Below are 24265 nucleotides of genomic sequence, written 5' to 3' on the forward strand. Positions count from 1 at the left end.
TTTGCAGTAATCTTTTTTGTCGTTTCAGAGTTGTTTGGGATTTGTCGCGGATGGGCTGATAAATATAGGAAAACACATGATACGAGGCTAGATTTTAATCGAAACGATGTGTTAAAGGAGCACCGGATGTTTTAACTGTCCCGCAATGATGTAAAGTTTTTTGGGTAGAATCTTTACTTTCACATGTAGCGGATAATAATCCCTCATCCTTATAATTGGAAATGTAAGTGTTTTATTTTGGGGTGAGAATATTAAAAACTATACTTGTGAGGAGGAGATTGTATGTCGAAATTTAAAGTGGGCAAGTTGGTAAGCAGCTTGGCGTTGGCGGGTGTGTTGTTATCATCAGTTCTGATAAACCCGGCTAGTGCCAGTATGGCGAACGGTGGCAAATTCCTCGGGAATATCATTGCTGGAAGTGTCCCTGCAAGTTTCGGAACGTACTGGAACCAGGTGACGCCAGAGAATTCGACCAAATGGGGGTCAGTTGAAGGCAGCCGTAACAACATGAACTGGTCGCAGGCGGATACCGCCTACAATTATGCCCGTAACAACGGCTTCCCGTTCAAGTTCCATACATTGGTATGGGGTGCTCAGGAGCCAGGTTGGATTAGCGGACTGTCAGCTGCTGATCAGAAGGCGGAAGTGACCCAGTGGATTAAAGCAGCAGGTCAACGCTATCCGAATGCGGAGTTTATAGATGTGGTGAATGAGCCACTGCATCAGAAGCCATCCTTCCGCAATGCCATAGGCGGTGACGGGTCGACCGGATGGGATTGGGTCATATGGTCGTTCCAACAGGCAAGACAAGCTTTTCCAAATGCCAAGCTGATGATTAATGAATATGGAATTATCAACGATCCCTCGTTAACCGACCAATATGTCAATATTATTAATCAGCTCAAGAGCAGAGGCCTGATTGACGGAATTGGTATTCAATGCCACCAGTTTAGCATGGACACTGTTTCAGTTAACACGATGAACACTGTACTGAACAAGCTGGCGGCAACAGGATTGCCAATCTATGTGTCGGAACTGGATATAACTGGAGACGACAACACCCAGCTTGCCAGATACAAGGAGAAATTTCCGGTATTATGGAAGCATTCTGCGGTGAAGGGAGTTACGCTCTGGGGGTATATCCAGGGACAAACTTGGAAGCCGAACACACATCTGCTGAATTCTAACGGCACGGAACGTCCCGCGCTCCAATGGCTGAAACAATATGTGCAGAGTTAAACTATAGGTGGCACTTAAAACCCAACAGATGCGAACTTTTGCCAAATGTCTGGGCTGGGTAGATGTTTATTTGACGAAGTCTTGGCTGAAATATTATATGCCCAAGGCTTCTTTTTATTTAGCTTAAACCTAACGTATCAAAACCTAATCCAACTCAATTAGGCTTACATACCCAATCCATCACTTTAACCCACTTGAAATAAAACCGTCTGGACGGTATAGTAAAGAGGGGTGATCAATATGAATACAACTAAAAAAGCATTAAAAAGAGAATTAATTCTTAAAGCGGCCTCGATGATTGTGCACGAAGAAGGAGTAGAGAAATTAACGTTAGAAGCGGTGGCTAAGAAAGCGGGAGTAAGCAAGGGAGGATTGCTTTACCATTTTCCGAATAAGGATGAATTGATTCTGGGAATGGTTGAGCAACTATCGACCAGCTTTGTCTCCGAATTTAATGAGAGAGCGGAAAACGATATGCATTCCAAAGGAAGATGGACTCGCGCGTATATGAATACATCATTTTCTGGCGATCGGAATGCAAGTGACCTGTATACCGCTCTCTCAGCAGCACAGTTTACGAACCCTCACATGCTAAAGTTACTTCAGGACGAGTATGAGAATATCCAAAATAAAATTGAAAACGACGAATTGGATCCCGTTCGTTCCACGATAGTCCGATTAGCTATAGACGGCTTATGGTTTGCTGAAATGTTTGGGCTTGCTCCTCCCAATGAAGAAATGAGGCAAAAAATGATGGAAGAATTGAAAACATATATAAAGGAGAATGAATAATGGCTTATCTTTTCTTGGCAATCTCTATTGTTGGTGAACTTGTTGGAACTTCAATGCTTAAAGCTTCAGAAGGTTTCACCAGACTGTATCCGACTCTATTCACAATTGTGGCGTTCGTGATTTCTTTCTTCTTTATCTCTCTATCCCTTAAGACGCTTCCTTTAAATATGACTTATGCCATCTGGTCAGGTGCAGGAGCTGTTGCTACAACGCTTATTTCAGTATTGATTTGGAAAGAAAAAATCAATACAGGAAGTATCACAGGCATTGCTTTAATTGTTATTGGCGTGGTGGTACTGAACCTATTTGGTGCAGGACATGGTGAGGCAAAAGGAACAACAGAAGCAACGAGTTCAATCGTTCAAAAATGAGATGAAATAGTATAGACACAAGAACATTGTGGAGAAAATGTATTCCAAAGGAGAGCCCTAATGAAGGGAAGAACCACTGCATTAGGGCTCTGGAGATTTACTACGACTATCGATCACTGCCAGTTTGTGTGAAAGAATCCTGCTAAATCACTTCGTTCATAAGTATGGGCACCAAAATAATCTCTTTGTGCTTGCAAAAGATTAGCATTTGAAATGCCTGTCCGGTAACTATCATAATAAGTAAGTGAAGCACTTAAACATGGAAACGAAGTACCAGAATTAATGCCCTCACAGACAACTTTTCGCAATCCTATTTGATATTCTTTAACCTTTTCAGCAAAATATGGGCCGATTAATAGATTAGCCAGATTCGGCTGCTCTTGATATGTTTCGCTAATTACATTTAAAAATTCTGCGCGAATGATGCAGCCACCACGGAAAATAAGGGCAATATCCTTTAAAGGTAACTCCCATCCGTAAAGTTCAGAAGTCATTTTATATTGTATAAAACCTTGTGCGTAGGCACAAATTTTACCCATATAAAAAGCTTGTCTAATGTACTCAAGCCACAAATCTTTATCTAAAATCCCCTGATCAATCTCTGGGCCTGTTAGGATATTTTCTGCATAAACCCGTTCCTCTTTTAAAGAGGAGATGTAACGGGCAAACAATGACTCTGTAATAATGGATGATGGAATCCCATGATCAATTGCTTGAATGCTTGTCCATTTACCTGTGCCTTTTTGTCCTGTTTTATCAAGAATCACATCGATCAGTGGTAAGCCTGTTATGTCATCCTTTTTCCGTAAAATCTCTGCGGTGATTTCGATTAAATAACTTTTTAGTTCACCTTGATTCCATGTTTCAAAGATGTCAGCAATTTCATTTACAGATAAACATAACTTTTTTCTTAAAAATGTATAGGTTTCCGCGATTAATTGCATATCTGCATACTCGATTCCGTTATGTACCATTTTTACAAAGTGACCGGATCCTTTTGGACCCAGATAAGCACAGCAAGGGTCTTCGTCCACTTGGGCTGCTATTCTTGTTAGAATAGGAGCTGCTTTTTCATATACGTCTTTATCTCCACCAGGCATGATCGAAGGTCCTTTTAAAGCCCCAACTTCACCGCCGGAAATACCGATTCCTAAATAACCGATTCCTTTTGACTTCAATTCATCATATCTACGTTCCGTATCTTTGTAATGGGAGTTACCACCGTCCATGATCACATCGCCTGCTTCAAGAAAGGGTAGTAATGTATCTATCACCGAATCGACCGGTTTGCCCGCTGTTACCATAAGGAAGATTTTTCTTGGAGTTTCTAAGGAGTATACAAAATCTTGAATTTCGTAGTAGGGACGGATGGATTGACCTTCATTTTTTCCAATAAGATTATCGGTTAAATCCCTCGTATAATTATAGACAGCCACTTGCTCACCTTTATCAGCCATGTTTAAAGCGATATTACTGCCCATTACCCCTAAACCAATGACACCAATTGTATTGAACATTTCTTCCTGCTCCTTTTATTTGAAATGAATAGGCAGTAGATCCTCACTTATAGACTTAGAAGATTCTAAGAAAAGATAAGTGGGGGATCCACCGCCCGGAAATCATGGTTTATACGAATAAACTTAGTACTAAAATAAATCCTAATCCGGCTACAGAAATGATTGTTTCAAGCAATGTCCATGTTGCAAATGTTTCTTTCATACTTAAACCAAAATATTCTTTAAACATCCAGAAACCAGCATCGTTAACATGTGAAGCTATTAAGCTACCCGCTCCTGTGGCAAGCACAACTAAAGCAAGATTAACGTCGGATTGTCCTAACATCGGAATAACTAAACCAGCGGTTGTTAAAGCTGCAACAGTTGCAGAACCTAAGGAAATGCGTAAAATTGCAGCGATGATCCATGCAAGCAGGATGGGTGATAATGTAGTTCCATTAAATAATTCCGCTACATAGTCACCTACGCCGCCATTAATCAGTACTTGTTTGAAGGCTCCGCCTCCTCCAATGATTAAGAGCATCATCCCAATATGAGTAATAGCCGTTGTACAAGATGCCATTACATTTTTGATTGGAATTTTTCTTGCTATTCCCATGGTATAGACAGCTACCAGTAAGGAAATCAACATGGAAGTTGATGCATCACCAATAAAACGGATCGCTGCTAGTAAACTATTATCTTCAAATCCTATTGTTTTTTGAAGCAAAGTAATAATCGTAGCAATAGACATTAAAATGACAGGAAGCATTGCAGTAAATACACTGATACCAAATCCAGGAGTTTCCTCGGACTTAAATACTTTTTGTTCACCTAAAGAGGCGATATTACCGGTTTTTGTAAATGATGCAGGTACGAGTTTTTTGGCAAGCTTAGTAAATACAGGTCCAGCTAAAATAACTGTTGGAATGGCAATAATGAAACCGTAAAGTAAAACCTCACCAAGGTTCGCGCCATATTCACCAGCAATAACTGTCGGTCCTGGATGTGGAGGCAAGAAACCGTGTGTTACGGATAAAGCTGCAACCATCGGAATACCGAGATATAAGATAGAAACCTTTAATTCTTTTGAAATGGCAAATACGATTGGAATTAACAATACTAATCCTACTTCAAAAAATAACGCTATACCGATAATGAATGAAGCAGCTACGACCGCCCATTGGATATTTTTTTCACCAAATTTGTCTACGAGGGTCATGGCAATCCGTTGAGCACCACCAGAATCAGCGATCAACTTACCTAACATGGCTCCAAGTCCAAAGATTAACGCTAGGTGACCCAGTGTTCCGCCTAATCCGGCTTCAATGGTTTTGACAATTTCCTCTAATGGCATTCCAAGTGCTAAAGCCACACCGAACGATACAATGATTAATGAAATAAAGGTGTTTAATTTAAAGCCCATGATTAAAACTAATAGTGCTAAAATTCCAATCGCTACCACGACTAATGGCATTGTGATTACCCCCTGCATTTATCTTTTTAGTGTTTGATTAAGCCTCTTTGATAATTGGCAATCCGTGTATAATCGTCTTCTAATACTCTGGATAGGTTAATGAAAATGGGAAGCAATTTCCTATATTCTTTTGTTGCTTCTTCTTTTGGTGCATGTTTGTTGGTACTGCCAATCATTTCAGAAACGACTTCAAATGATTGGATTTCTCCGGTGGCATACAAGCCTAAAATACAAGCTCCCAGACAAGAACTTTCGTAGCTTTCTGGAACGACGACTTCAGATGCAAATATATCAGACATCATTTGCCGCCAAACATCTGACCTTGCGAAGCCCCCTGTAGCTTGAATCCGGGTCACAGGACCGTCCATGCATTCGGTTAATGCTAAAAATACGGTGTACAAATTGTAAATGACTCCTTCTAGGGCTGCGCGAATCATATGTTCTTTCTTATGTGACATTGTTAAACCGAAGAATGAGCCACGTACGTCTGGATTCCATAATGGCGCACGTTCACCAGCGAGATATGGGTGGAATAACAATCCATCAGATCCTGGTCTTACACGTTCAGCAATCTTGGTTAATACATCATATGGATCAATTCCTAGCCTTTTTGCTGTTTCTACTTCTGATGAGGCAAGTTCGTCACGGATCCAGCGAAGGACCATCCCGCCATTGTTTACTGGCCCGCCAATGACCCAGTGCTTTTCTGTTAAGGCATAACAAAATATTCTTCCCTTTTCGTCTGTTTGCGGCTTGTCAATAATGGTTCGAATGGCACCGCTTGTCCCAATGGTGACGGCAACTTCGCCTTTTCGTATCGCATTTACACCTAGATTAGAAAGGACTCCATCGCTGGCTCCAATGACAAATGATGTTTGTGGATCGATACCGATCTCTTTTGCTAAATCTGAATTACAATTGGTAAATATCTTGGTTGTTGGTACGAGCTCAGATAATTGAGAAGGTGTTATGCCAGCAATTTTTAATGCTTCTTCATCCCAATCTAGGTTTTCGAGATTCATCATGCCCATGGCTGAAGCCAGGGAATAATCAACAACATATTGATCGAAGAACTTTTTAAAAATATATTCTTTAATTCCAATATATTTTTTAACCTTGACAGCGATTTCAGGAAGATCATTTACAATCCAAGCTATTTTAGTTAATGGTGACATGGGGTGAATTGGTGTTCCTGTTCGTCTGTAGACTTCTTGGCCATTCAACTCATCTTTTATTTTATGTGCCCATGCTTCACTTCGATTATCTGCCCAAGTGATACAAGACGTAAGTGGCAGGTCATTTTCATCCATCGCAATGACACTATGCATGGCACTGCTAAATGAAACAAACGACAGCTTTTTTTGTGAGTGATGTTTCATCATATTCGAAATGGCCTGTAGCACTGCTTGAAAAATCTCTTCTGGGTTTTGTTCAGCTGTCGCTATATCCGGTGTATAAAGCGGGTACCCAATATTTTCTTGTTGGATGACTTCGCCTTTTTCACTAAATAAAACTGCTTTCGTACTTGTGGTCCCGATATCTATACCTAACATATAGTTAGTCATTTTGTTGCACTACTCCTTTAGACAGCAATTGTTGTGACAACCATAGGTCTTCTACTTTACCTTGAACATCATCAAAGTTTTCATGAAAAGACTTAATCATGAGGTCCCTATCTTTTGCCTTGATCGCTTCAATATAAAGCTCGTGATTTTTTACAATCCGTGTAAAGTCTTCATACTTTTCCTTAAAACGCATACGCATCGACAAAAGAATGAGGCTTTCCATAACGGGCCTTAAATTATTCCAGATCATCAGGATGTATGAATGATTAACTGCACGAATTATCGTTTCATGGAACAAGACATCTTGATATGAAAACTCATCAGCATCACTATATTTGATTGCGACTTTCATCATTTCCAGTATTTTACTAAGTTCCTTTGCCAAATCATTAGTGTCCATCTTTACAAGCCGTTCAAATACAAACGATTCTATGAGTAGACGGACATCATAAATTTCTTCTATTTCTTTTTCTGATAAACCAATAACAACTGCACCCATTCTTTCTAATCGGATGATATTTTCGGATGCCAGTATTTTTAACGCTTCACGAATGGGTGAGCGACTTACAACAAAATCTGCAGCTAATTTATTTTCTGATAATATGGTACCGCTTTCAATTACGCCAGAAATAATACGCATTCTAAGCTCGCATGTTACACGATCACCAGCAGAGGCTTTTAAAAGCCATTTGGAGGGATATAGGAATTCCTTTGAGTCGACCATAAATTCACCTTCTTAATTAGTTAAGTATACTTGTATACAAGTATTATAATCTAATTTTTTAATTTTGCAAGCGTATTCATTAAATTGGTGTCTGGTCATGCAAATTAAAAAATAAGGATATAAATTGTTCGTAAGTCCAGATTCTTGAAGGGGAATTCGGACTTTTTTTATGTGCAGATGCACAATCAATTTCGTCTGTTCTTCAATATTTTTCACGTCCCGCAATCGATATAATGAAAGCGTAATCAAAAATTGCCCGGGGGGTTAGGCAGATGGAAGGATTAACGATCAGTTGGATAGGAGCTCTGGCAGGGCTGGCTATTGCAATTATTCTGATATTAAGAAAGCTGAATCCGGTTTATGCTTTGTTTTTGGGAGCCATTGTAGGTGCTTTATTGGGCGGAGCCAATTTGGAGCAGACCATCAGTGTGTTGATTAGCGGAACGCAAAGTGTGATGGGGACGGTCATTCGTGTGCTTGCCGCAGGTGTATTGGCGGGCGTGATGATGGAGTCCGGGGCGGCGGAAACAATTGCGCAGGCTATTGTGAAGAAGTTTGGCGGTAGTAAGGCGATTCTCGCCTTAGCCTTGGCGACGATGATTATTACGGCGGTAGGCGTATTTATTCCGGTCGCAGTGCTGATCGTGGCTCCTATTGCGTTGTCGGTCGGGAACAAAATGGGGATTTCCAAGCTGGCGCTCCTACTGGCCTTATCTGGAGGCGGAAAGGCAGGGAACATCATCTCTCCGAATCCCAATACGATTGCAGCGGCGCGCGGATTCAATCTCGATTTAAGCCACGTGATGCTGGCAGGTGTGGTCCCTGCGATATGTGGTTTAATCGTGACTGTTTTGGTAGCGTCTCTCTTGAAAACCAAAGGTGTAAAGGTATCCGACCAGGATACCCTGGGCAATGATGTCGATACTTCGAAGTACCCGCCGCTGGGACGGGCGATTGTAGCTCCGTTGGTGGCTGTTATTTTGCTGATGATTAACCCGATTGGGTCCATTTCCGGCATTGAAGCGCTGTCGAGTTTCAAGGTCGACGCAATGTACATTTTACCGATTGCCGGGATTGTGGGTATGCTGGCAATGGGGCAAGGACGCAACATTTTAAAATATTCGGCCTCCGGCTTAAATAAAATGACGGCGACCGTGCTGATTTTGATCGGTGCAGGCGGGATTGCAGGTCTGATCTCAGCGTCTAATTTGTCTGCACAGGTGGTAGGCTTGATTGAAGCCTCGGGAGTCTCGGGTACATTTTTGGCACCGCTTGCAGGTATTCTGATGGCGGCTGCGACAGCGTCGACCTCGACGGGAGTTATTTTGGCGACAGGCTCATTTGGAGAAGCGATTCTAAACATGGGAACGGCCCCGTTGGCCGCAGCGGTGATGGTGCATACAGGGGCTACTGTTATCGATTCCTTGCCACAAGGCAACTATTTTCACGTCACGGCAGATAGCATGAAAATGAGCATTAGGCAACGGATGGGACTTATCCCTTACGAAGCCATTGTGGGTGGGACGATGACTATTGTAGCCACATTGATGTATGGATTTTTACTTTAATATTTATGATGGGGTGAGAAGATGAGTGAGAAGACATTTGTGCTAGCGCCGGATTCCTTTAAAGAAAGTATGACAGCAAAAGAAGTGTGTATCGCGATGGAGAAAGGACTGCGCAAGGTCTATCCAACGGCAACTTATGTCCACATTCCGATGGCGGACGGCGGTGAAGGAACGGTACAGTCACTGGTGGATGCGACAGGCGGGCAGCTTCGTTATATCGAGGTGACCGGACCGCTTGGAGAACCTGTAACTGCTGCATACGGCTTGCTCGGAGACGGCACCACTGCGGCAATCGAGATGGCATCCGCCAGCGGAATCCATCTGGTTAATAAGGATAACAAAAACCCGCTAAAGACAACAACTTACGGTACGGGTGAATTAATCCGAGAATGTCTAAATCAGGGGATCCGAAAGATTATTATCGGTATTGGCGGAAGCGCGACGAATGACGGCGGGACAGGGATGGCGGAAGCACTCGGCGCCAGATTCCTTGATGCTCAAGGGAACATTCTCCCTCGCGGTGGCGGCAGTCTGGGAGAGCTGGCCAGTATTGATATTTCATCACTGGATGCTCGCTTGCAGCAGGTGCAATTGATTGTAGCCTGTGATGTGACGAATCCGTTGTGCGGAGAGTACGGGGCATCTCATGTATTCGGCCCGCAAAAAGGGGCAACCCCAGAGATGGTGCTGCAATTAGATACCAATCTCGCCCACTATGCAGATGTGGTGAAGCGACAGCTGGGCAAGGATGTACGCGATCTTCCAGGCGCAGGCGCAGCTGGCGGATTGGGTGCGGGCTTGTTGACTTTTACTCAGGCATCACTACAAAAAGGCATTGAAATTGTGATCGAATACACCGGGTTAAAGCAGAAGCTGGCGAATGCGGACATCGTTTTTACGGGGGAAGGCGGTATTGATTTTCAGACCAAATTCGGGAAAACTCCGTATGGGGTCGCTCAGGCGGCCAAGCAATCCGGCAAAAAGGTCATTGCAATCGCTGGCTACATTGGAAAGGGGATCGACACGTTATATCAGGAAGGAATAGATGCGGTGTTTGGCATCGTGCCGGGAGCTTCGGAGCTGGGTAAGCTGCTGGTCGAAGGGCCGCAAAATGTAGAGCGTACGTGCGAGAATATCGCAAGGGTGCTTCAATTTAACGAATAGTTCACACGCCTATACTCCCGGATTTTTCATTAAGTAAAAGGAGACTGCTGAATAAAATCCGGGAGCAGCGCCGAGAGAGAATCCAGCAGTTCATTGGTACAGCGCCAATAAGCCGTGTGTAAGCTCAAACAGCTGAAGGAGATTCCGGGGATCCTTACCCGTTAAGGTATGGATGCGCTTCAGACGGTATTGCAGTGTGTTCCGGTGGATATTTAATTCGTCTGCGGTGAAGGAAACACTGCCGTTATGGTTAATAAAGCTCCGCAGCGTATCCAGCAAATCCACGGTGTCTTCCAGTTTAGTAACCAGATGGACCGTGTTCGTCAGATTAGATTGGCTCAGTTTGACCAGAAATTCGACTTCTACAAAAGAAATCATCTGCACAGGCGGGCGCAGAGCCAGTAGAACACTCATAGCTGACTTGGCCTGTAAATAACAATCCGCAATGTTATGCTCTTGTCTGCTGATGGCGATCAGCACAGCAGGATAGCTGCGCACAAGTGGCTCCAGCAGCTTGTCTATGGACTCCTGATTTTGGATTAGGATAAGATAGCTGTCTTCCTCCATACGAAAGGATGGATGCTGCATGAATATTTTGGATAGCTCGGCGACGTGAGCCGGGTCAGCAGGGAGATATTTTACATATACCGCCGAAGTTTTTAGAAGCAGATCAATGTGATATTGAGCCGCTTCTTTTTTTATTTTTTGAGTGTAGGCCCCCTGATGATTTAACAGCATTTCCAGCATGGATTTTTTGCGGTTGGCTTCGTGGGCCAGATGCTCCAGGGATAATCTTTGCTCGATCAGGAGGGATACTGTAGTTTTAACGATGTTGCAAAAAGGGCGCACTTCATCTGGATTGCCCGTGATGCCAATGACACCAACCCGCTCATGATGAATGACGATCGGCTCATTGGTCCCTTGTTTCTCGTAATGACCATCCTGCCATACTTCAATCATTTTTCCGGTTGCGAGTGCCTGAACGGCTCCTTGATGAACAGTTCCGACTCGCTCTTTCTCACCGCTGCCAATGATAATGCCTCGTTCATTCATAATATTGATATTGTATGGAATGTCCTTCATCATTTTATCTACGATGTCTTGGGCTTGTTTTTCAGAGATCTGGAGCAGTTCACGATTCCTCCCTATACATACTGATGTAATGGTGTGCGCTTGTGAAAGAGTTTTCAGGTTATTGTGCATCTGAACAACATAATAAGGCTTGTTGCCCTACATGTCAGCCTATTTTATCATAGAAATGAAACCGTTTGCTTATATAGCTAGGGAATTATAGACTATACCAAAAAGCAGGCTGCTCTTAAGAGGTACCTGCTTTTTGAGTCTATCGTGTTCATTGCTAGCCAAGCTGTCTTAATGACGAACCTCGCGAAAGCTGTAGGTAATGTCGTGCAGTTCTTTCTTAAAACGACTATATTTAGATGCGGGCGTATATCCGAGCACCTGGTGATAATCATTTTCGGTCTCAATAATCGCTACATGGGTGACATAATGGTTCTCATCTTTCTGTCCTTTAATCGTAAACTCAATGGCAGGATATCCATGAATCGTTGTGTTAGATGAAGGTCCTACAGTAGAGAGATTAAACTCTTTGGTCATGTTGTTTTGAATTTTCTTTGTGTAGTGCTGGAGCGTTACATTGCCCAATTCCTTTTTCGAATTGGACAGTACCGCAACGGACTTTTGAATGTACGGATTGAATATCGCAATATCCGTTATTTTTTCTCGGTCCGGGTCTGTTGACCAATCTAGCGGGGCCGAAATCTGGAACTGTCCATCCTTACTTATAAAGGTCTGCTCTTTCCTGGACACTGGAGCTTCAGCAGATTGATAATGCTTTATTGATAAGAAAGCGACATCAACCATTGAACCCACCAGGAACATTATAATGGTGAAAAATATCAACAACGAACGTTTCATTGTCTTTTTGCTAATCGGCTCTAAATCACGTACCTTCACAACATATGTACCTGCGGCTAAATCACCAATTCGTTGTCCTGATGAAGTTACTAACACGCTGATAACAGCAGGTAACGAACCCATTAGAAAAGGGTTGGTTTCAATCAATCTAAGCAAAGTGCGAATTAGCGATTTAAGAAAACCAGGAGGCCTTTCTTCCCCGTTAACCACCTTGATACGAAAAACGAACTTCCCCAGCGTATAGCCTGTATAACCTTCCAAAAGCAAATAATAGCAGAAAAAAGCTATAAGCAGGATACAACGGGTTGCAATCGCCAAAGGCAAAAACCATCTATCCGTTATTTGAATGACAGAGATAAACAAGCAAATATAACCGATCACAAAGAATACGAAATCAAATACCGTTGCTCCCCATCGTCTAAATAAAATAGACGAACCGTAGGTTTTTGATATTTCGGCCATCCTGTTTGTTTCCCCATAGTTTTGACCATGGCGAATGTACATCTGTCTTGATGTTTCCTGCGGATTCTGTGACATGTGCTGGTTCTCCAAAAAATACACCTCTTTTTAATATTCAATCATTTAAAACACGCCCCTTATATTAACGGTCATTTTACATTCCATGTTTAGGAAAACATTCTATAAACAAAGAAAAAGTTATAAATATCCCTTATGGCGAAATTAAAAGAATAAGCATTCCGAATTGAAAGAGGGCTGACCATGGCATAACATGGCCAACCCTCTTGTTGGTTTAGAACGTGTCGTACCTTATCGTAAGGGACTTCTTACGTTAGATCTTCCTTTGTTACAGGGTCACAACTAGTGTCGCTAAGATCGGGATTTGTAGAAAGCTCATGATAATGGCTGAGCTTATAATCAATAATTTTTTGAGTTTCCATGAGTCTGGAAATTTCTTGTTGAATCTTTTGGTTATGTTTTTCAAGTAAGGAATATCTGTCAGGAATGGTACTGTTACCTTGCTCCGAAAGTTCTCGATAATGCTTCATTTCCTCTATGGTCATCCCCGTGGCTTTTAAGCGAGTTAAAAAGATAATGCCTTGAATCTGTTCTCTACTGTAGAACCTGTGTCCGTTGGCCTTTCGGTCTGCATAAGGCAGCAAGCCAATTCGCTCATAATAACGTATGGTATCTTCTGTTAAACCTGTTAGTTCTGCGGCTTGGCTAATCGAGGTAATCGTCTCCGGAATTTCCTGCAAAGTATTCAACTCCTTAGTTCTGACAGTTACCAAGGTACTTCTCCGTTGGCGGCGAAAAACCCTCCTGTCGGTCCATCATCACTTAAAGTGGCTAAATGAACAACGACAGCAGCAGCTTGCTGTACTGAACCCGGTCCTGTAAAGCCATTTAAGTCGGTGGCGGTAAAACCAGGGTCAGCCGCATTAATTTTGAGAGGTGAGCCTTTGAATTCTTTGGCAAGTGTGACGGTTAACATGTTAACCGCTGCTTTGCTGCTATTGTAGGCAAGCAAATTAAATTGGGCATGCTCATGCTCAGGATCGCTATTATAGGTTAATGAACCAAGACCGCTCGACAGGTTAACGATTCTACCAGAAGGAGACTTTTGCAGTAAAGGCAGCAAGGCTTGCGTCACTGCGACCAAACCGAAAAAGTTCGTTTCATACGTTTCTCTTAAATCGTTCAAAGGGAACTGACTTGGAGGAGTGGCTCCTCCCAAAGATATGCCGGCATTGTTGATTAGTACATCGAGAGAACCGAATTCTTGTTTGATCTGATGCGCTGCAGACCCAATCGTAGCTTGATTCGTCACGTCCAACAAAGTCAATCGGGCTTCTATTCCCTCATTAGCCAATTTAGCTACTGCTTCCCGGCCGCTCTGTTCATTCCGTGAGCCAAGCAGGATTGTAAAACCCAAGCTCCCCAATTGTCTGGCTGCTTCATACCCGATGCCTTTGTTGGCCCCAGTAATAAGAGCTGTTTTCTCACTGTTCATGAGCGATTCCTCTTTCCATCATTTGAATTTGGCGGCCACCATGCTTAAAATGTACTACTTGGAGTATACTTAAAGTCAACTAAAACCAATAAAATATAGACTGAGGTGCCCTGAACATCCTTTTATTTTGGAAGATGGGAGAATGGAATGAACAAAAGGCAAACAGAGATTTTTCGTAAATTATTGACTGAACCGGACCGATTGTGGCTAGTGCAGGATCTAGCCGATCAGACGGACTGCTCTGAAAAGACGATTCGCAACGATCTGAAGGTAATTGAAGGATATATAACAAAACATTCCAATGGCAATTTGGTGAGAAGGCCGGGACGCGGCATTTTTCTGGAAATGGACGAACCGGATCGGACAGATTTGTTCCATCGACTGTATGCGGATGAGAGTACAGCCCAACATGAGTCGGATGAGGAAAGGATACTGCATCTCGCCTATCGTCTCTTAATGAATGCCAAGCCTGTGACTATACAGGATCTGGCTTCACAATATTATGTGAATAAAACGGTGATCCGTAAGGATATGGAGAAGATTGAGGGCTGGCTGCACAGCTTTGATCTTGCCCTGATTACCAAGCAGCGCGTGGGCTTGACGGTTCAAGGCTCCGAGAAAAACAAGCGGATAGCTTTGGCGCGGTTGAACCAGCTGATAGATCGCCCTGAGTTAACGGGGCAGATGATGCGCAAACAGTTTGAGCCGCATGAGACTGCAACTATATACCATGAGTTAAAAGTGTTTCAAAAACGTCATGAGCTCAGTTTCACTGATGAAGCTTTCGAGGGCCTAATGTTGCACATCCTCTTAATGGTCAAAAGAACCAAGCTTGGACAGCCCATCTCACTTTCCGAGCAGGACATTGCTTTTTTGCAGAAAAAAGCCGAATTCACATGGGCTACGTCTTTTTTACAGCAGTTGCAAAAGTTGTTTGCTGTACCTTTTTCCAAAGAGGAAACGGCCTATTTAACCCTGCATCTGCTAGGTGGGAAGTTCCGTTACCAGGAGGAGGAAGGAAGGGGAAAACAGAGCAATCTGGCAGACAGCCACCCGCTTTTGCCTGAATTGGTTGAGCAGCTGATCCGGCGGATGTCGGAGCTGAATATGATTGACTTTTACAAGGACCAGATGTTGCTGAACGGGTTAAAAGTCCATTTATATACGACCCTGAACCGTCTCCATTACGGTCTGACCGTGTCCAATCCAATGCTGGCCGAGATCAAGAAAATGTATCCCTACATGCTCGACCGGGTCATTATTGCGCTGGAAGAGGTGGGGAGAATGGTCCAGTTATCATTCCCCGAAGAGGAAGCAGCGTATTTAACCCTGCACTTTCAGGCCTCTGTGGAGCGGCTTCATCAGAAGGAGAGTCATCCTCAAAGGGCCATCATCGTGTGTCACATGGGTATCGGCATGTCCCAACTGCTGCGCACAAAGGTTGAACGGAAATTTCCGTCTGTGCATGTAGAGACAACCCTTTCCAAAGCGGAAGTTCAGGACTATCTGGCAGCCCAAGAGGTGGATCTTGTCATTACTACTGTAGCTCTTCCAGAGCTGAAAGTTCCGCACATTCTCGTCTCTCCATTACTGGATGCCAAGGACGAGCGCCAGCTGGAGCAAGTGATCAGGCGACTGGATGAGCCGGAACACAGGACGGCGGATGAATCTGTCTTTTTTAGGTATACAACACCTTTCCTTGTCTTTCCCCAGCAGGAAGTGCAGCGTCCGGAACAATTAATTTGCAAGCTGGCGCAAATACTGGAGGATAAAGGCTATGTGGAGACAGGCTATGTGGAAAGTGTACTGGCGCGAGAAAAAATGTCGGCTACGACAATCGGGGGAGGTATTGCCATCCCGCACGGCGGCTCTGAGTGGATAAGACAGTCCTCCATTGTAATCGCTACCTTAAAGCAGCCACTCACCTGGGGAACCGAGAAAGTAGAGCTTGTATTCCTGCTTGCGGTTAAACAGGATGGGCGTGAAGAGATGCGGCAGTTGTTTAAAGAATTATCCTTGATCAGCGAGCAGCCGGCTTTGGTCCATGCATTGTCTAAGGAGACCGATGCGATGACATTATTAGGGAAGCTAAAGGGATAAATAAAGTGAAAAGCTGAGATCTGGAACAGGACTTACAGACAAGTCCTGTTTTTTGTCGGTATAAATCAGTTTTTCCGAAAGTTCCGGTAGAAAGTTCGTCCGATAACAGCAGAAGTGGCGTTTATACTATGAATGTAAGCGGAAACATTAGAGAGAGGGGAATGAACAGCTATGAAAATATTGGCGATTACCTCATGTCCTAACGGAATTGCACATACGTATATGGCGGCTGAGAATCTGCAAAAGGCGGGAGCGAAGCTGGGGATCGAGATAAAGGTCGAGACACAAGGCTCCATCGGAGTGGAAAACCAATTAACTGAGCAGGAGATCCGTGAAGCGGACGGAATTATTATTGCAGCAGATAAAACGGTGGTGAAGGACCGATTCGTCGGTAAAAAGCTGCTGGTCGTAGGTGTACAGGATGGCATCCGCCGTCCGGAAGAATTGATCCAGCGGGTGATCAAGGGGGATGTGCCTGTGTATCAGGCACAGTCACGTTCTGCCGAAGGTAGTGGAGATGAGAAAAAACCGAAACAAAACCCAATCTACCGCCATTTGATGAATGGAGTATCCTACATGGTACCCTTCATCGTCATCGGGGGCTTGCTTATTGCCATTGCGCTGACGATTGGCGGCGAGAAGACTCCAGGCGGCTTGGTTATACCGGACGGTTCATTTTGGAAGGTGATTCAGAATATCGGCTCGGCTTCGTTTACCTTTATGGTACCGATTCTCGCCGGATTCATCGCGATGAGCATTGCGGATAGACCGGGGCTTGCACCAGGTATGATTGGCGGATTTATTGCTGCGAACGGCAGCTTTTATGGAAGTGAGGCGGGAGCCGGATTTATCGGCGGAATTATTGCCGGTTTCCTCGCCGGTTATGTTGCACTTGGGATTCGGAAGATTAAGGTTGGCCGAGCGTTACAGCCGATTATGCCTATTATTATTATTCCGGTATTGTCATCCTTGATTGTAGGATTAATCTTTGTTTTTGTGATCGGTTCTCCAGTCGCACAATTGTTTGAGGCTTTAACAGGCTGGCTCGCAGGTATGCAAGGTACAAGTTCGATTCTGCTGGCGCTGATTTTAGGGGCAATGATCTCCTTTGATATGGGCGGACCAGTCAATAAAGTCGCATTCTTATTTGGCTCGGCTATGATCGGGGAAGGGAATTACGGAATTATGGGTCCAATCGCCGTTGCAATTTGTATCCCGCCGATTTCGATGGGACTTGCCGCGATGATCAACAAACGTAAATTTGCACCGGCGGAACGTGAAGCAGGAAAAGCAACCTTTACTATGGGTCTCTTCGGTATTACCGAAGGTGCGATTCCGTTCGCGGCGCAAGATCCACTGCGTGTAATTCCTAGTATCATGGTTGGATCAATGGTCGGTTCAGTCATCGCAATGTTGGGAAATGTGGGAGATAAGGTAGCTCATGGTGGTCCGATTGTAGCCGTGCTTGGTGCAGTCGACAATGTGGTTATGTTCTTCATCGCCGTTATTGTTGGCGCAGCCATATCGGTTGTCATGGTGAGTTTGCTAAAGAAAGATATTACAACTGTTGAGCCGACTGCTTCTGGAGATGAAATGACTGGAAATTCTGCTGCGGAGCTATCGGCTTCAACAGCCATTATCAATAACGGGTCAGCAGATTCTGAACAAGCTGTCCACATTGAAAAGCTGACGGATATTGTAACGATGGATCTGATTAACCTCGATCTGGAAGGAATAACGCAGGATGCTGTGATTGATGAAATGATCGGGGCGCTTGAGAGAACCGGAGCTGTAAGCTCTGCCAATGACTTTAAACAGGCCATATTGGACCGAGAGAAAGAAAGCTCCACAGGTATCGGAATGAATATTGCCATCCCACATGGCAAATCGGAAGCTGTTCTGAAGCCAAGTGTGGTTTTCGGCATCAAGCGGAGCGGTGTTGACTGGAAAAGTTTGGATGGTAGTGAGGCGAAGCTGATCTTCATGATTGCTGTGCCACGCAATAGTAAGGAAAACGCGCATCTGAAGGTGCTGCAAATGTTGTCCCGTAAGCTGATGGACGATCATTTCAGAGAAGCCCTTCTGGCGGTTACAACCAAGGAAGAAGCATATCAATTGCTGGATCAGGTGCATTAATGGATGCACTAAGAACTTGAAGAAGAGGCTCCCTAAGTTAGTTGGGAGCCTCTTTTTTGTCCAGATGGGGGAGTATAAATGCACATTACTATTTTATTAGAGAAAGTGGCATATACATTTCGTATTGTTCAAGGGTGTCTTTTACAAGACCTGCTTTTTGCATAAAACGTTCAAGAGAGTCATTGTCAGACAGGCTAATGTGCACCTTCTCAATTTTTTGGGTTTCAGCCGCTTTATGGATAAGGGCGTATCCCAATCCTTGGCTGCGATGCTTGGGATCGACCCAAAGAAAGTTGATTTTACCCTGCGGACTCATAGCCACCGTGCCGAGGCAGGTTTGATTCTCACCGTAGATGCCGAGAAAAGCTTCCTGTGTGCTGGCGGCGTAATAGGGTGTATCACTTTGCCAATGGATGTGACAATTGGTGAGTGTCTTACGAAAAGCCTCGACATCATCAAAGGTAATTTTCTTAAAGGTGTACAATGATGAGAGCGTGTCAGGCGGTGCAGAAGACAGGGTGCCGCTGTAATATTTCAGCGTATAGCGTGTTTGATAGCCATGCTGTTCATTTATTCCCTCCTTGGTTAACAAAAGGATATGTAGCAATCTTGGCGAAAGCCCCCTACCGTAAGTCAGCGGCGTTCACCGCGTGAAATGAGCATGATGCCAAGGAAGACAAACCCTGCACCTGCCAGATGAGTAAATAAAAAAGGTTCCCGGAGGATGATGTAGGACAACAGCAATGTACTAACCGGAATACACCCAGTATATACCGCTGCCGTACTGGCGGGTACCCTTGACACGCCCCGGAACCATAAAATGTAGGCTAATGCTGTAACAAAGATACCGTAATATAAGACGAGTCCAATCTCCCCTGCACCAACGTGATTGAAGTTGAACCGTCGTGCCTCCCCAAAGGAACAAGCTAGAAACATGAGAAAAGAAAAGAGCGTTATATACATCGTTCCAAGCAGGGAAGAGACATGGCTGGATAGCATCTTGCGTAATACCGTCAGCGCCGCTTCCCCGAACACGGCAGACAAAATAAGCAGCATGCCAATAAATGAGGTAGCATGGGGAGTATTCAACCAGAGCGCCGATATGTGGGGGAATTGCAGGGCCAAAACGCCAAGCAGTGAACAGGCGATCCCGAGTCCGGGGCGCAGCGTAATCTTCTCTCTCAGCAGCACATACGAAAGAAGGGCAACGATAGCTGGGGTCAAGCTTGTCAGAATTCCGCTTTCGGAAGCAGAGGCATAGGCCAGCCCGTATAGCATCAGCACACGGAAGAGAAACATGCCGATCAGGGCCTGAATGAACAGGATTAAGGCATCCCGCTTGCTGATCCTTAGAGAATTTTTGTGCCTGACTAACACAATAGGTACCAAGAACAGAAGGGCAACGGCCAGACTGGCTGATTGCGATAAAAAAACAGGCAGCCGCATCACAACCAGTTTACCGGCCACCACAGAACTGCCGACAATGACGGTTGCGATCACTAATTCCATGTAAGTCAAAATGGTTGCTTTGTTCATTCCAGTTCACCTCTTGTACAGATATTGATATATACTGTAACAATAGAAATGGGGTCCTCGTAGATCCAGTTGAAGAGATTTTTGACAGTACCGCTTGAGGAGGACAGCGTATGTGGCTATCTATCGACAAGAGTGCGTCAGTTCCGATGCTGCGTCAGGTGTACCAGACCATCCGGGACCGTATTTTAGCTGGAGAACTGCACGCAGGATATAGGCTCCCTTCGACCCGGTTGTTGGCATCACAATTAAACGTATCCCGGAATGTTATTCTCGAAGCATATGAAATGCTGCTGGCAGAAGGTTTAGCCTCTGCACACCCGGGTTCAGGCACCTATGTAGCCGAAGGAGCCGCTCTTCCAGGTTATGTATCCACACCGCCTATCGAGGTTCCTTCGTCTGCATCGAGTATTCAATACCCAGATGAAGTGCCGGTGATCTCCTTCCGGACGGGGCTTCCTGCGTTAGAATTGTTCCCGCGCAAATCATGGGCTGACTTGCTTCAAAGTGTATGCAAAGAAGCTCCCGATCTCGCACTGGGTTATGGCGACCCTGCTGGAGAACCCGAGCTGCGAAGGGAGCTGGCTAGCTATCTGGCTTACACCAGAGGAGTACAAGCCAGGCCGGAGCATATTGTGGTTACGAGTGGAGCAGTACAAGCCATTCAGCTTGTCACCCGTCTGCTGCTGTCAGCGGGGGATGAAGTCTTGGTAGAGGAACCGACCAATGAAGACTTAAAAAGCATTCTGTCGGCTACAGGAGCAACACTGCGGAGCATGCCTGTGGATGATTCTGGAGTTATAACAGCGTATCTGCCGCAAAAAAAGCACCCTAAGCTTGCATATCTGACGCCCTCGCACCAGTTCCCGCTGGGGGGCATCCTGCCCATCCAAAGGCGGATCGAGCTCATCCAGTATGCCGCCCGGACAGGTTGCCTGCTGCTCGAGGATGATTATGATAGTGAGTTCCGGTATGATGGAGCGCCCGTCCACTCTTTGCAGAGTCTGGACCCGGAACGGGTGCTATACGTCGGTACGTTTAGCAAAACTTTGTTTCCGGCCCTGCGGATCGGCTACATTGTCCTTCCTCCGTCACATGTTGCTGATTTTATCCGGTTAAAGCAACTGGCAGATTACCAGACGGCGAGCCTGGAGCAAATAGTGCTGAGCCGGTATATCGGGAAGCGACTCCTTCATCAACATGTACATAAAATGAAGAAAGTGTACGCCAAGCGGCGTCAAGTCCTGCTTGATAGTCTGGAGCAGCATTTTACCGGGCAATTCCGGGTATGTGGTCGGTCGGCTGGTTTACATTTGGTAGCAGAGTTCCAATTTTCGCTCCCAGAGAATCTGCCTGAATGTCTCCGTAGCGAAAATGTATTTGCAGTACAGCTGGAAGGGAACCGACTGCTAATGGGCTATGGGCATCTGAATGAAAGCGAAATTCGTGAAGGGGTCAGCCGGATCAGGAATGCCCTGCAACGGCACATATGAACGGATATGAAAAGCAGTCTACCCTATAAGTTGGGATAGACTGCTCTTTTCATAATATAATATCGTTATTATAAATTATCTATTCATGTGAGGATTGGGCCAAGCGTACCAAGTACAGTAGTACTTACCCCGGTTAACTAAAGTGAAAACGATGAGCACTGCTACATAAAGTCAAAGAAATAACGAATCACGTGAAAAAAAACGGGCGAGGTGTAGGTCAAGCTATCTACCCGGCTTAAGTAGCTTTTTTTCAAAGCATCAAACTTTTCGTCATCGCCGATTAGTAAATCTCGCTTCAGCACGGAAACCGTTAAGCTGCCGAAGAAACCGCTCAAACTGATGAGTATGCCGAAAATGAGTCCAAATTTCAGGTCAAACGGCGTCAAGTATGGATAGATCAGATAGGAAGCCCCTATGGTTACGGGAAAAGCGAATGCAAAGCCTTCCCAAGTTAAATTGGGGTTGGAGGTCGGGACGATTTTCCGCTTTCCGAAATAGAGTGATGCCAGGTAGTGTACGACATCATTGAGCTGCGTCAGCACCACTAGAAAGAGCACAAGTTTCGCCCCATATTGCGGCGTAGCAAACTGAAAATAGGCCAGGTGACTAAGTCCGAAAACCATCAGCATCAGTCCCCATTGGGTCGAGCTGACACTGCGCAGAAAACCGACCGTTCCTTTGTTGATCAATCGCGGAAGTGGCAGCAGCAAAAATACATAGATAGGGATAAAGACAATAAACATCCCGTACCACCCGATATAAATCCAATAAAACTGTACAGGAATCGCCAAATACGCCCATAGAAACAATCTGCGGTCGGCTTTTCTGGATCTGATCATGGAGAAATATTCTTTCAGCGCAAAGAAAGTGAGTGCCATCAAGGAAAGCAGTGAAACAATCGGATTGAAGAGAGTTGCCAGGCAAAAGATAAAGAACATACCCCACCACGTCTTGATCCGAAGTCCGATGGCTGCATAGTCTTTGTTGGGCTGTGTCTTGACGATCACAACATAAATCAATTGGATAGCCAATAAGGCTGTGAAAATAAGGATTAACGTTAATAGCGAGCTGTCCATTGCCAATCACCAACTTATCGCGAGGTAGGAGTCCATTATAGGGTTCCTATGTTATTATGAAGGAATAATCCAAACTTGATAAGGAGAAATTTCGTAAATGGTTGCTGATCAATCGGTCTTTATCTTGCTTACGAATACAGGAACGTTTCTTACGAGAGTCATAAAAAGCTATACGAGAGCGCCATACAATCACGCCTCCATCTCCTTTAACCGGGAACTTTCGGAATTATACAGCTTTGGGAGAAAGACCCCCAATAACCCTCTGGATGGTGGTTTCGTGAAAGAAGATATTAAGACAGGTACATACAGCAGATTTCCGAATACAACATGTGTCATCTACGAGCTTCAAGTAACCGACCGTGAAGTCGAAAAAATGAAGCGGGTTTTACATGTTTTTATCAGAAGTCGTCAAAAATATTTGTATAACCTTCTAGGCTTGATCGGCGTTGCCTTAAAAGAGCCCGTTGAGTTCAGTAATTCCTACTTTTGTTCGCAATTCGTAGCGGAAATCCTACAGCGATCCGGCATAAAGATATGGAATAAGCTACCCGCACTCATTACCCCAGACGATTTTCGACAAAGTGACCGATTCCATTTAATCTACGAAGGTAAATTGAGCGAGTATGAGCCTCAATCCTGAGAATAGCACGTCGCTCAAGCACCTTTAGGCTCTAAATTAGACATCCATCATATTTTTAGTTACTATAGAAAAGTAAATGTAGAAAAGTAAATAAAATCTGAATGGAGGTTTCATATGAAAATCGCATTAACAGGAGCAACAGGGCAACTGGGTTCCATCGTGGTAGATACGTTACTTACATCCGTTCCGGCAAAAGATCTTATTGTTAGCGTAAGAAATCCGGAAAAAGCAGAGAGCTTACGTGCTCGTGGCGTTGACGTTCGTCATGGAGACTTTGATAAACCAGAAACGCTGGATCAAGCGTTTGCTGGAGTAGAACGACTGCTGATGATATCCGCAGATGGAGATAATGATACCAGAATCCGCCAGCATAAGGCCGCTGTTGATGCTGCTGTACGCGCGGGAGTAGGCTTCATCGCTTATACCAGCGCTGCCAATGCCGCTGACAGCACTCTGTTCCTAGCACCCGTACATCGTATAACGGAGGAGTTTATTCGGGAGTCCGGTATCCCTTATTCCTTCTTGCGTAATAATTGGTATCTTGAGAATGAAGCAGGCACGATCCAATCCGTACTCGCGGGGGCTCCTTGGCTAACCTCGGCAGGGTCCGGTAAAGTAGGTTGGGCCACCCGTGCCGACTATGCGCAGGCGGCTGCAACCGTTTTGTCTGGTGAAGGGCATGAGAATACAATATACGAGCTCTCCGGTAAGCCGATTACCCAGGAAGAGTTCGCGGCGATACTTGCTGATGTTCTGGGCAAGGACGTTCCTGTACAGCAAGTGGACGATGCTGCGTATGCTGATATTATGCTCGGTGCGGGAGTGCCAGAAGGTGCAATCCCGATTGTGGTCGGAATTCAACAAGCAATTCGCGAAGGAGCCTTGGATGTTGTAAGCAACGATTTTGAGAAGCTGTTGCAACGCCCCCTTACGCCGCTTAGCCAGGGAATTAGTGAACTGATAAAGCAAACAAAGGCATAA

Annotated in this window: 21 protein-coding genes; 10 read left to right on the forward strand and 11 right to left on the reverse strand. The window is 44.7% G+C overall.

Features of this window, described 5'->3' with window-relative positions; all coding sequences use genetic code 11:
* The first annotated feature begins 282 nt into the window (after window positions 1-282).
* The 3 genes from LCF57_RS20005 to LCF57_RS20015 all read left to right on the forward strand — a co-directional run bounded on the left by LCF57_RS20005 (window position 283) and on the right by LCF57_RS20015 (window position 2402).
* Window positions 283-1239 (forward strand): endo-1,4-beta-xylanase, encoded by a 957-nt coding sequence (locus LCF57_RS20005; RefSeq protein WP_226002262.1) that lies wholly within the window; start codon window positions 283-285, stop codon window positions 1237-1239.
* Between the two features lie 240 nt (window positions 1240-1479).
* Entirely contained in the window at window positions 1480-2031 is a 552-nt protein-coding gene (locus tag LCF57_RS20010) for a TetR/AcrR family transcriptional regulator (protein WP_226002263.1), read from the forward strand.
* Window positions 2031-2402, forward strand: coding sequence for a DMT family transporter (locus LCF57_RS20015; protein ID WP_226002264.1), 372 nt, complete (start codon window positions 2031-2033; stop codon window positions 2400-2402). The genes LCF57_RS20010 and LCF57_RS20015 overlap by 1 nt, the downstream gene beginning before the upstream one ends.
* 113 nt (window positions 2403-2515) lie before the next feature.
* Here LCF57_RS20015 and gnd read toward each other — a convergent pair whose 3' ends face one another.
* The 4 genes from gnd to LCF57_RS20035 all read right to left on the reverse strand — a co-directional run bounded on the left by gnd (window position 2516) and on the right by LCF57_RS20035 (window position 7664).
* A complete protein-coding gene (gnd, locus tag LCF57_RS20020) occupies window positions 2516-3919 on the reverse strand; it encodes a decarboxylating NADP(+)-dependent phosphogluconate dehydrogenase (protein ID WP_226002265.1) in 1404 nt (467 codons plus the stop codon).
* A gap of 109 nt (window positions 3920-4028) precedes the next feature.
* Window positions 4029-5375, reverse strand: a complete 1347-nt coding sequence (locus LCF57_RS20025; protein ID WP_226002266.1) for a GntP family permease — start codon at window positions 5373-5375, stop codon at window positions 4029-4031.
* 26 nt (window positions 5376-5401) lie between these two features.
* Window positions 5402-6940 carry a gluconokinase gene (gntK, locus tag LCF57_RS20030; protein ID WP_226002267.1) on the reverse strand — a complete coding sequence of 513 codons (1539 nt, stop codon included), beginning with the start codon at window positions 6938-6940 and terminating at the stop codon, window positions 5402-5404.
* A complete protein-coding gene (locus LCF57_RS20035; protein ID WP_226002268.1) occupies window positions 6933-7664 on the reverse strand; it encodes a GntR family transcriptional regulator in 732 nt (243 codons plus the stop codon). Before LCF57_RS20035 ends, gntK begins: the two co-directional genes overlap by 8 nt.
* Window positions 7665-7936: 272 nt before the next feature.
* Here LCF57_RS20035 and LCF57_RS20040 point away from each other — a divergent pair, with 272 nt between their 5' ends.
* Together LCF57_RS20040 and LCF57_RS20045 are read left to right on the forward strand one after the other, a co-directional pair.
* Window positions 7937-9232 (forward strand): GntP family permease, encoded by a 1296-nt coding sequence (locus LCF57_RS20040; RefSeq protein WP_226002269.1) that lies wholly within the window; start codon window positions 7937-7939, stop codon window positions 9230-9232.
* 21 nt (window positions 9233-9253) lie between these two features.
* Window positions 9254-10396, forward strand: a complete 1143-nt coding sequence (locus LCF57_RS20045; protein ID WP_226002270.1) for a glycerate kinase — start codon at window positions 9254-9256, stop codon at window positions 10394-10396.
* Between the two features lie 90 nt (window positions 10397-10486).
* On the opposite strand, the gene LCF57_RS20050 is transcribed toward LCF57_RS20045, so the two are convergent.
* The 4 genes from LCF57_RS20050 to LCF57_RS20065 form a co-directional block, all read right to left on the reverse strand.
* Window positions 10487-11482 (reverse strand): CdaR family transcriptional regulator, encoded by a 996-nt coding sequence (locus LCF57_RS20050; RefSeq protein WP_413232211.1) that lies wholly within the window; start codon window positions 11480-11482, stop codon window positions 10487-10489.
* A gap of 285 nt (window positions 11483-11767) precedes the next feature.
* Window positions 11768-12871, reverse strand: a complete 1104-nt coding sequence (locus LCF57_RS20055; RefSeq protein WP_226002271.1) for an RDD family protein — start codon at window positions 12869-12871, stop codon at window positions 11768-11770.
* A gap of 248 nt (window positions 12872-13119) precedes the next feature.
* Entirely contained in the window at window positions 13120-13551 is a 432-nt protein-coding gene (locus tag LCF57_RS20060; RefSeq protein WP_226002272.1) for a MerR family transcriptional regulator, read from the reverse strand.
* A gap of 26 nt (window positions 13552-13577) precedes the next feature.
* Window positions 13578-14306: an SDR family oxidoreductase gene (locus LCF57_RS20065; protein ID WP_226002273.1), complete on the reverse strand. Its 729-nt coding sequence runs from the start codon at window positions 14304-14306 to the stop codon at window positions 13578-13580.
* A 147-nt stretch (window positions 14307-14453) separates the two neighbouring features.
* On the opposite strand from LCF57_RS20065, the gene LCF57_RS20070 reads away from it, so the two are divergent.
* Window positions 14454-16406: a BglG family transcription antiterminator gene (locus LCF57_RS20070; RefSeq protein WP_226002274.1), complete on the forward strand. Its 1953-nt coding sequence runs from the start codon at window positions 14454-14456 to the stop codon at window positions 16404-16406.
* Between the two features lie 171 nt (window positions 16407-16577).
* Entirely contained in the window at window positions 16578-18542 is a 1965-nt protein-coding gene (locus LCF57_RS20075; RefSeq protein ID WP_226002275.1) for a PTS fructose transporter subunit IIABC, read from the forward strand.
* Window positions 18543-18630: 88 nt separating this feature from the next.
* Here LCF57_RS20075 and LCF57_RS20080 read toward each other — a convergent pair whose 3' ends face one another.
* The gene (locus tag LCF57_RS20080; RefSeq protein WP_226002276.1) at window positions 18631-19134 is read right to left on the reverse strand and encodes a GNAT family N-acetyltransferase; all 504 of its coding nucleotides are present in this window, start codon (window positions 19132-19134) and stop codon (window positions 18631-18633) included.
* Between the two features lie 41 nt (window positions 19135-19175).
* The gene (locus LCF57_RS20085) at window positions 19176-20078 is read right to left on the reverse strand and encodes a DMT family transporter (RefSeq protein ID WP_226002277.1); all 903 of its coding nucleotides are present in this window, start codon (window positions 20076-20078) and stop codon (window positions 19176-19178) included.
* A gap of 110 nt (window positions 20079-20188) precedes the next feature.
* On the opposite strand from LCF57_RS20085, the gene LCF57_RS20090 reads away from it, so the two are divergent.
* Window positions 20189-21568: a PLP-dependent aminotransferase family protein gene (locus tag LCF57_RS20090; protein WP_226002278.1), complete on the forward strand. Its 1380-nt coding sequence runs from the start codon at window positions 20189-20191 to the stop codon at window positions 21566-21568.
* A 161-nt stretch (window positions 21569-21729) separates the two neighbouring features.
* Here LCF57_RS20090 and LCF57_RS20095 read toward each other — a convergent pair whose 3' ends face one another.
* A complete protein-coding gene (locus LCF57_RS20095; protein WP_226002279.1) occupies window positions 21730-22644 on the reverse strand; it encodes a phosphatidate cytidylyltransferase in 915 nt (304 codons plus the stop codon).
* Window positions 22645-22741: 97 nt separating this feature from the next.
* Between LCF57_RS20095 and LCF57_RS20100 the strand changes: the two genes are divergently transcribed.
* On the forward strand, window positions 22742-23284 hold the full coding sequence (locus tag LCF57_RS20100) for a hypothetical protein (protein ID WP_226002280.1): 543 nt from the start codon (window positions 22742-22744) through the stop codon (window positions 23282-23284).
* Between the two features lie 114 nt (window positions 23285-23398).
* On the forward strand, window positions 23399-24265 hold the full coding sequence (locus LCF57_RS20105) for an SDR family oxidoreductase (RefSeq protein ID WP_226002281.1): 867 nt from the start codon (window positions 23399-23401) through the stop codon (window positions 24263-24265).

It is taken from the genome of Paenibacillus sp. BJ-4 (assembly GCF_020404765.1).
Taxonomy (GTDB): Bacteria; Bacillota; Bacilli; order Paenibacillales; family Paenibacillaceae; genus Paenibacillus.

Bases quoted from the DNA above. Each gene is read 5' to 3' on its own strand.
- LCF57_RS20105 (WP_226002281.1), top strand. From the start codon at position 23,399: ATGAAAATCGCATTAACAGGAGCAACAGGGCAACTGGGTTCCATCGTG.
- gntK (WP_226002267.1), bottom strand. From the start codon at position 6,940: ATGACTAACTATATGTTAGGTATAGATATCGGGACCACAAGTACGAAA.
- LCF57_RS20065 (WP_226002273.1), bottom strand. From the start codon at position 14,306: ATGAACAGTGAGAAAACAGCTCTTATTACTGGGGCCAACAAAGGCATC.
- LCF57_RS20040 (WP_226002269.1), top strand. From the start codon at position 7,937: ATGGAAGGATTAACGATCAGTTGGATAGGAGCTCTGGCAGGGCTGGCT.
- LCF57_RS20010 (WP_226002263.1), top strand. From the start codon at position 1,480: ATGAATACAACTAAAAAAGCATTAAAAAGAGAATTAATTCTTAAAGCG.
- LCF57_RS20005 (WP_226002262.1), top strand. From the start codon at position 283: ATGTCGAAATTTAAAGTGGGCAAGTTGGTAAGCAGCTTGGCGTTGGCG.
- LCF57_RS20045 (WP_226002270.1), top strand. From the start codon at position 9,254: ATGAGTGAGAAGACATTTGTGCTAGCGCCGGATTCCTTTAAAGAAAGT.
- LCF57_RS20085 (WP_226002277.1), bottom strand. From the start codon at position 20,078: ATGAACAAAGCAACCATTTTGACTTACATGGAATTAGTGATCGCAACC.
- LCF57_RS20075 (WP_226002275.1), top strand. From the start codon at position 16,578: ATGAAAATATTGGCGATTACCTCATGTCCTAACGGAATTGCACATACG.
- LCF57_RS20050 (WP_413232211.1), bottom strand. From the start codon at position 11,482: ATGATGAAGGACATTCCATACAATATCAATATTATGAATGAACGAGGC.
- LCF57_RS20025 (WP_226002266.1), bottom strand. From the start codon at position 5,375: ATGCCATTAGTCGTGGTAGCGATTGGAATTTTAGCACTATTAGTTTTA.
- LCF57_RS20015 (WP_226002264.1), top strand. From the start codon at position 2,031: ATGGCTTATCTTTTCTTGGCAATCTCTATTGTTGGTGAACTTGTTGGA.
- LCF57_RS20055 (WP_226002271.1), bottom strand. From the start codon at position 12,871: ATGTCACAGAATCCGCAGGAAACATCAAGACAGATGTACATTCGCCAT.
- gnd (WP_226002265.1), bottom strand. From the start codon at position 3,919: ATGTTCAATACAATTGGTGTCATTGGTTTAGGGGTAATGGGCAGTAAT.
- LCF57_RS20090 (WP_226002278.1), top strand. From the start codon at position 20,189: ATGTGGCTATCTATCGACAAGAGTGCGTCAGTTCCGATGCTGCGTCAG.
- LCF57_RS20095 (WP_226002279.1), bottom strand. From the start codon at position 22,644: ATGGACAGCTCGCTATTAACGTTAATCCTTATTTTCACAGCCTTATTG.
- LCF57_RS20100 (WP_226002280.1), top strand. From the start codon at position 22,742: ATGGTTGCTGATCAATCGGTCTTTATCTTGCTTACGAATACAGGAACG.
- LCF57_RS20070 (WP_226002274.1), top strand. From the start codon at position 14,454: ATGAACAAAAGGCAAACAGAGATTTTTCGTAAATTATTGACTGAACCG.
- LCF57_RS20035 (WP_226002268.1), bottom strand. From the start codon at position 7,664: ATGGTCGACTCAAAGGAATTCCTATATCCCTCCAAATGGCTTTTAAAA.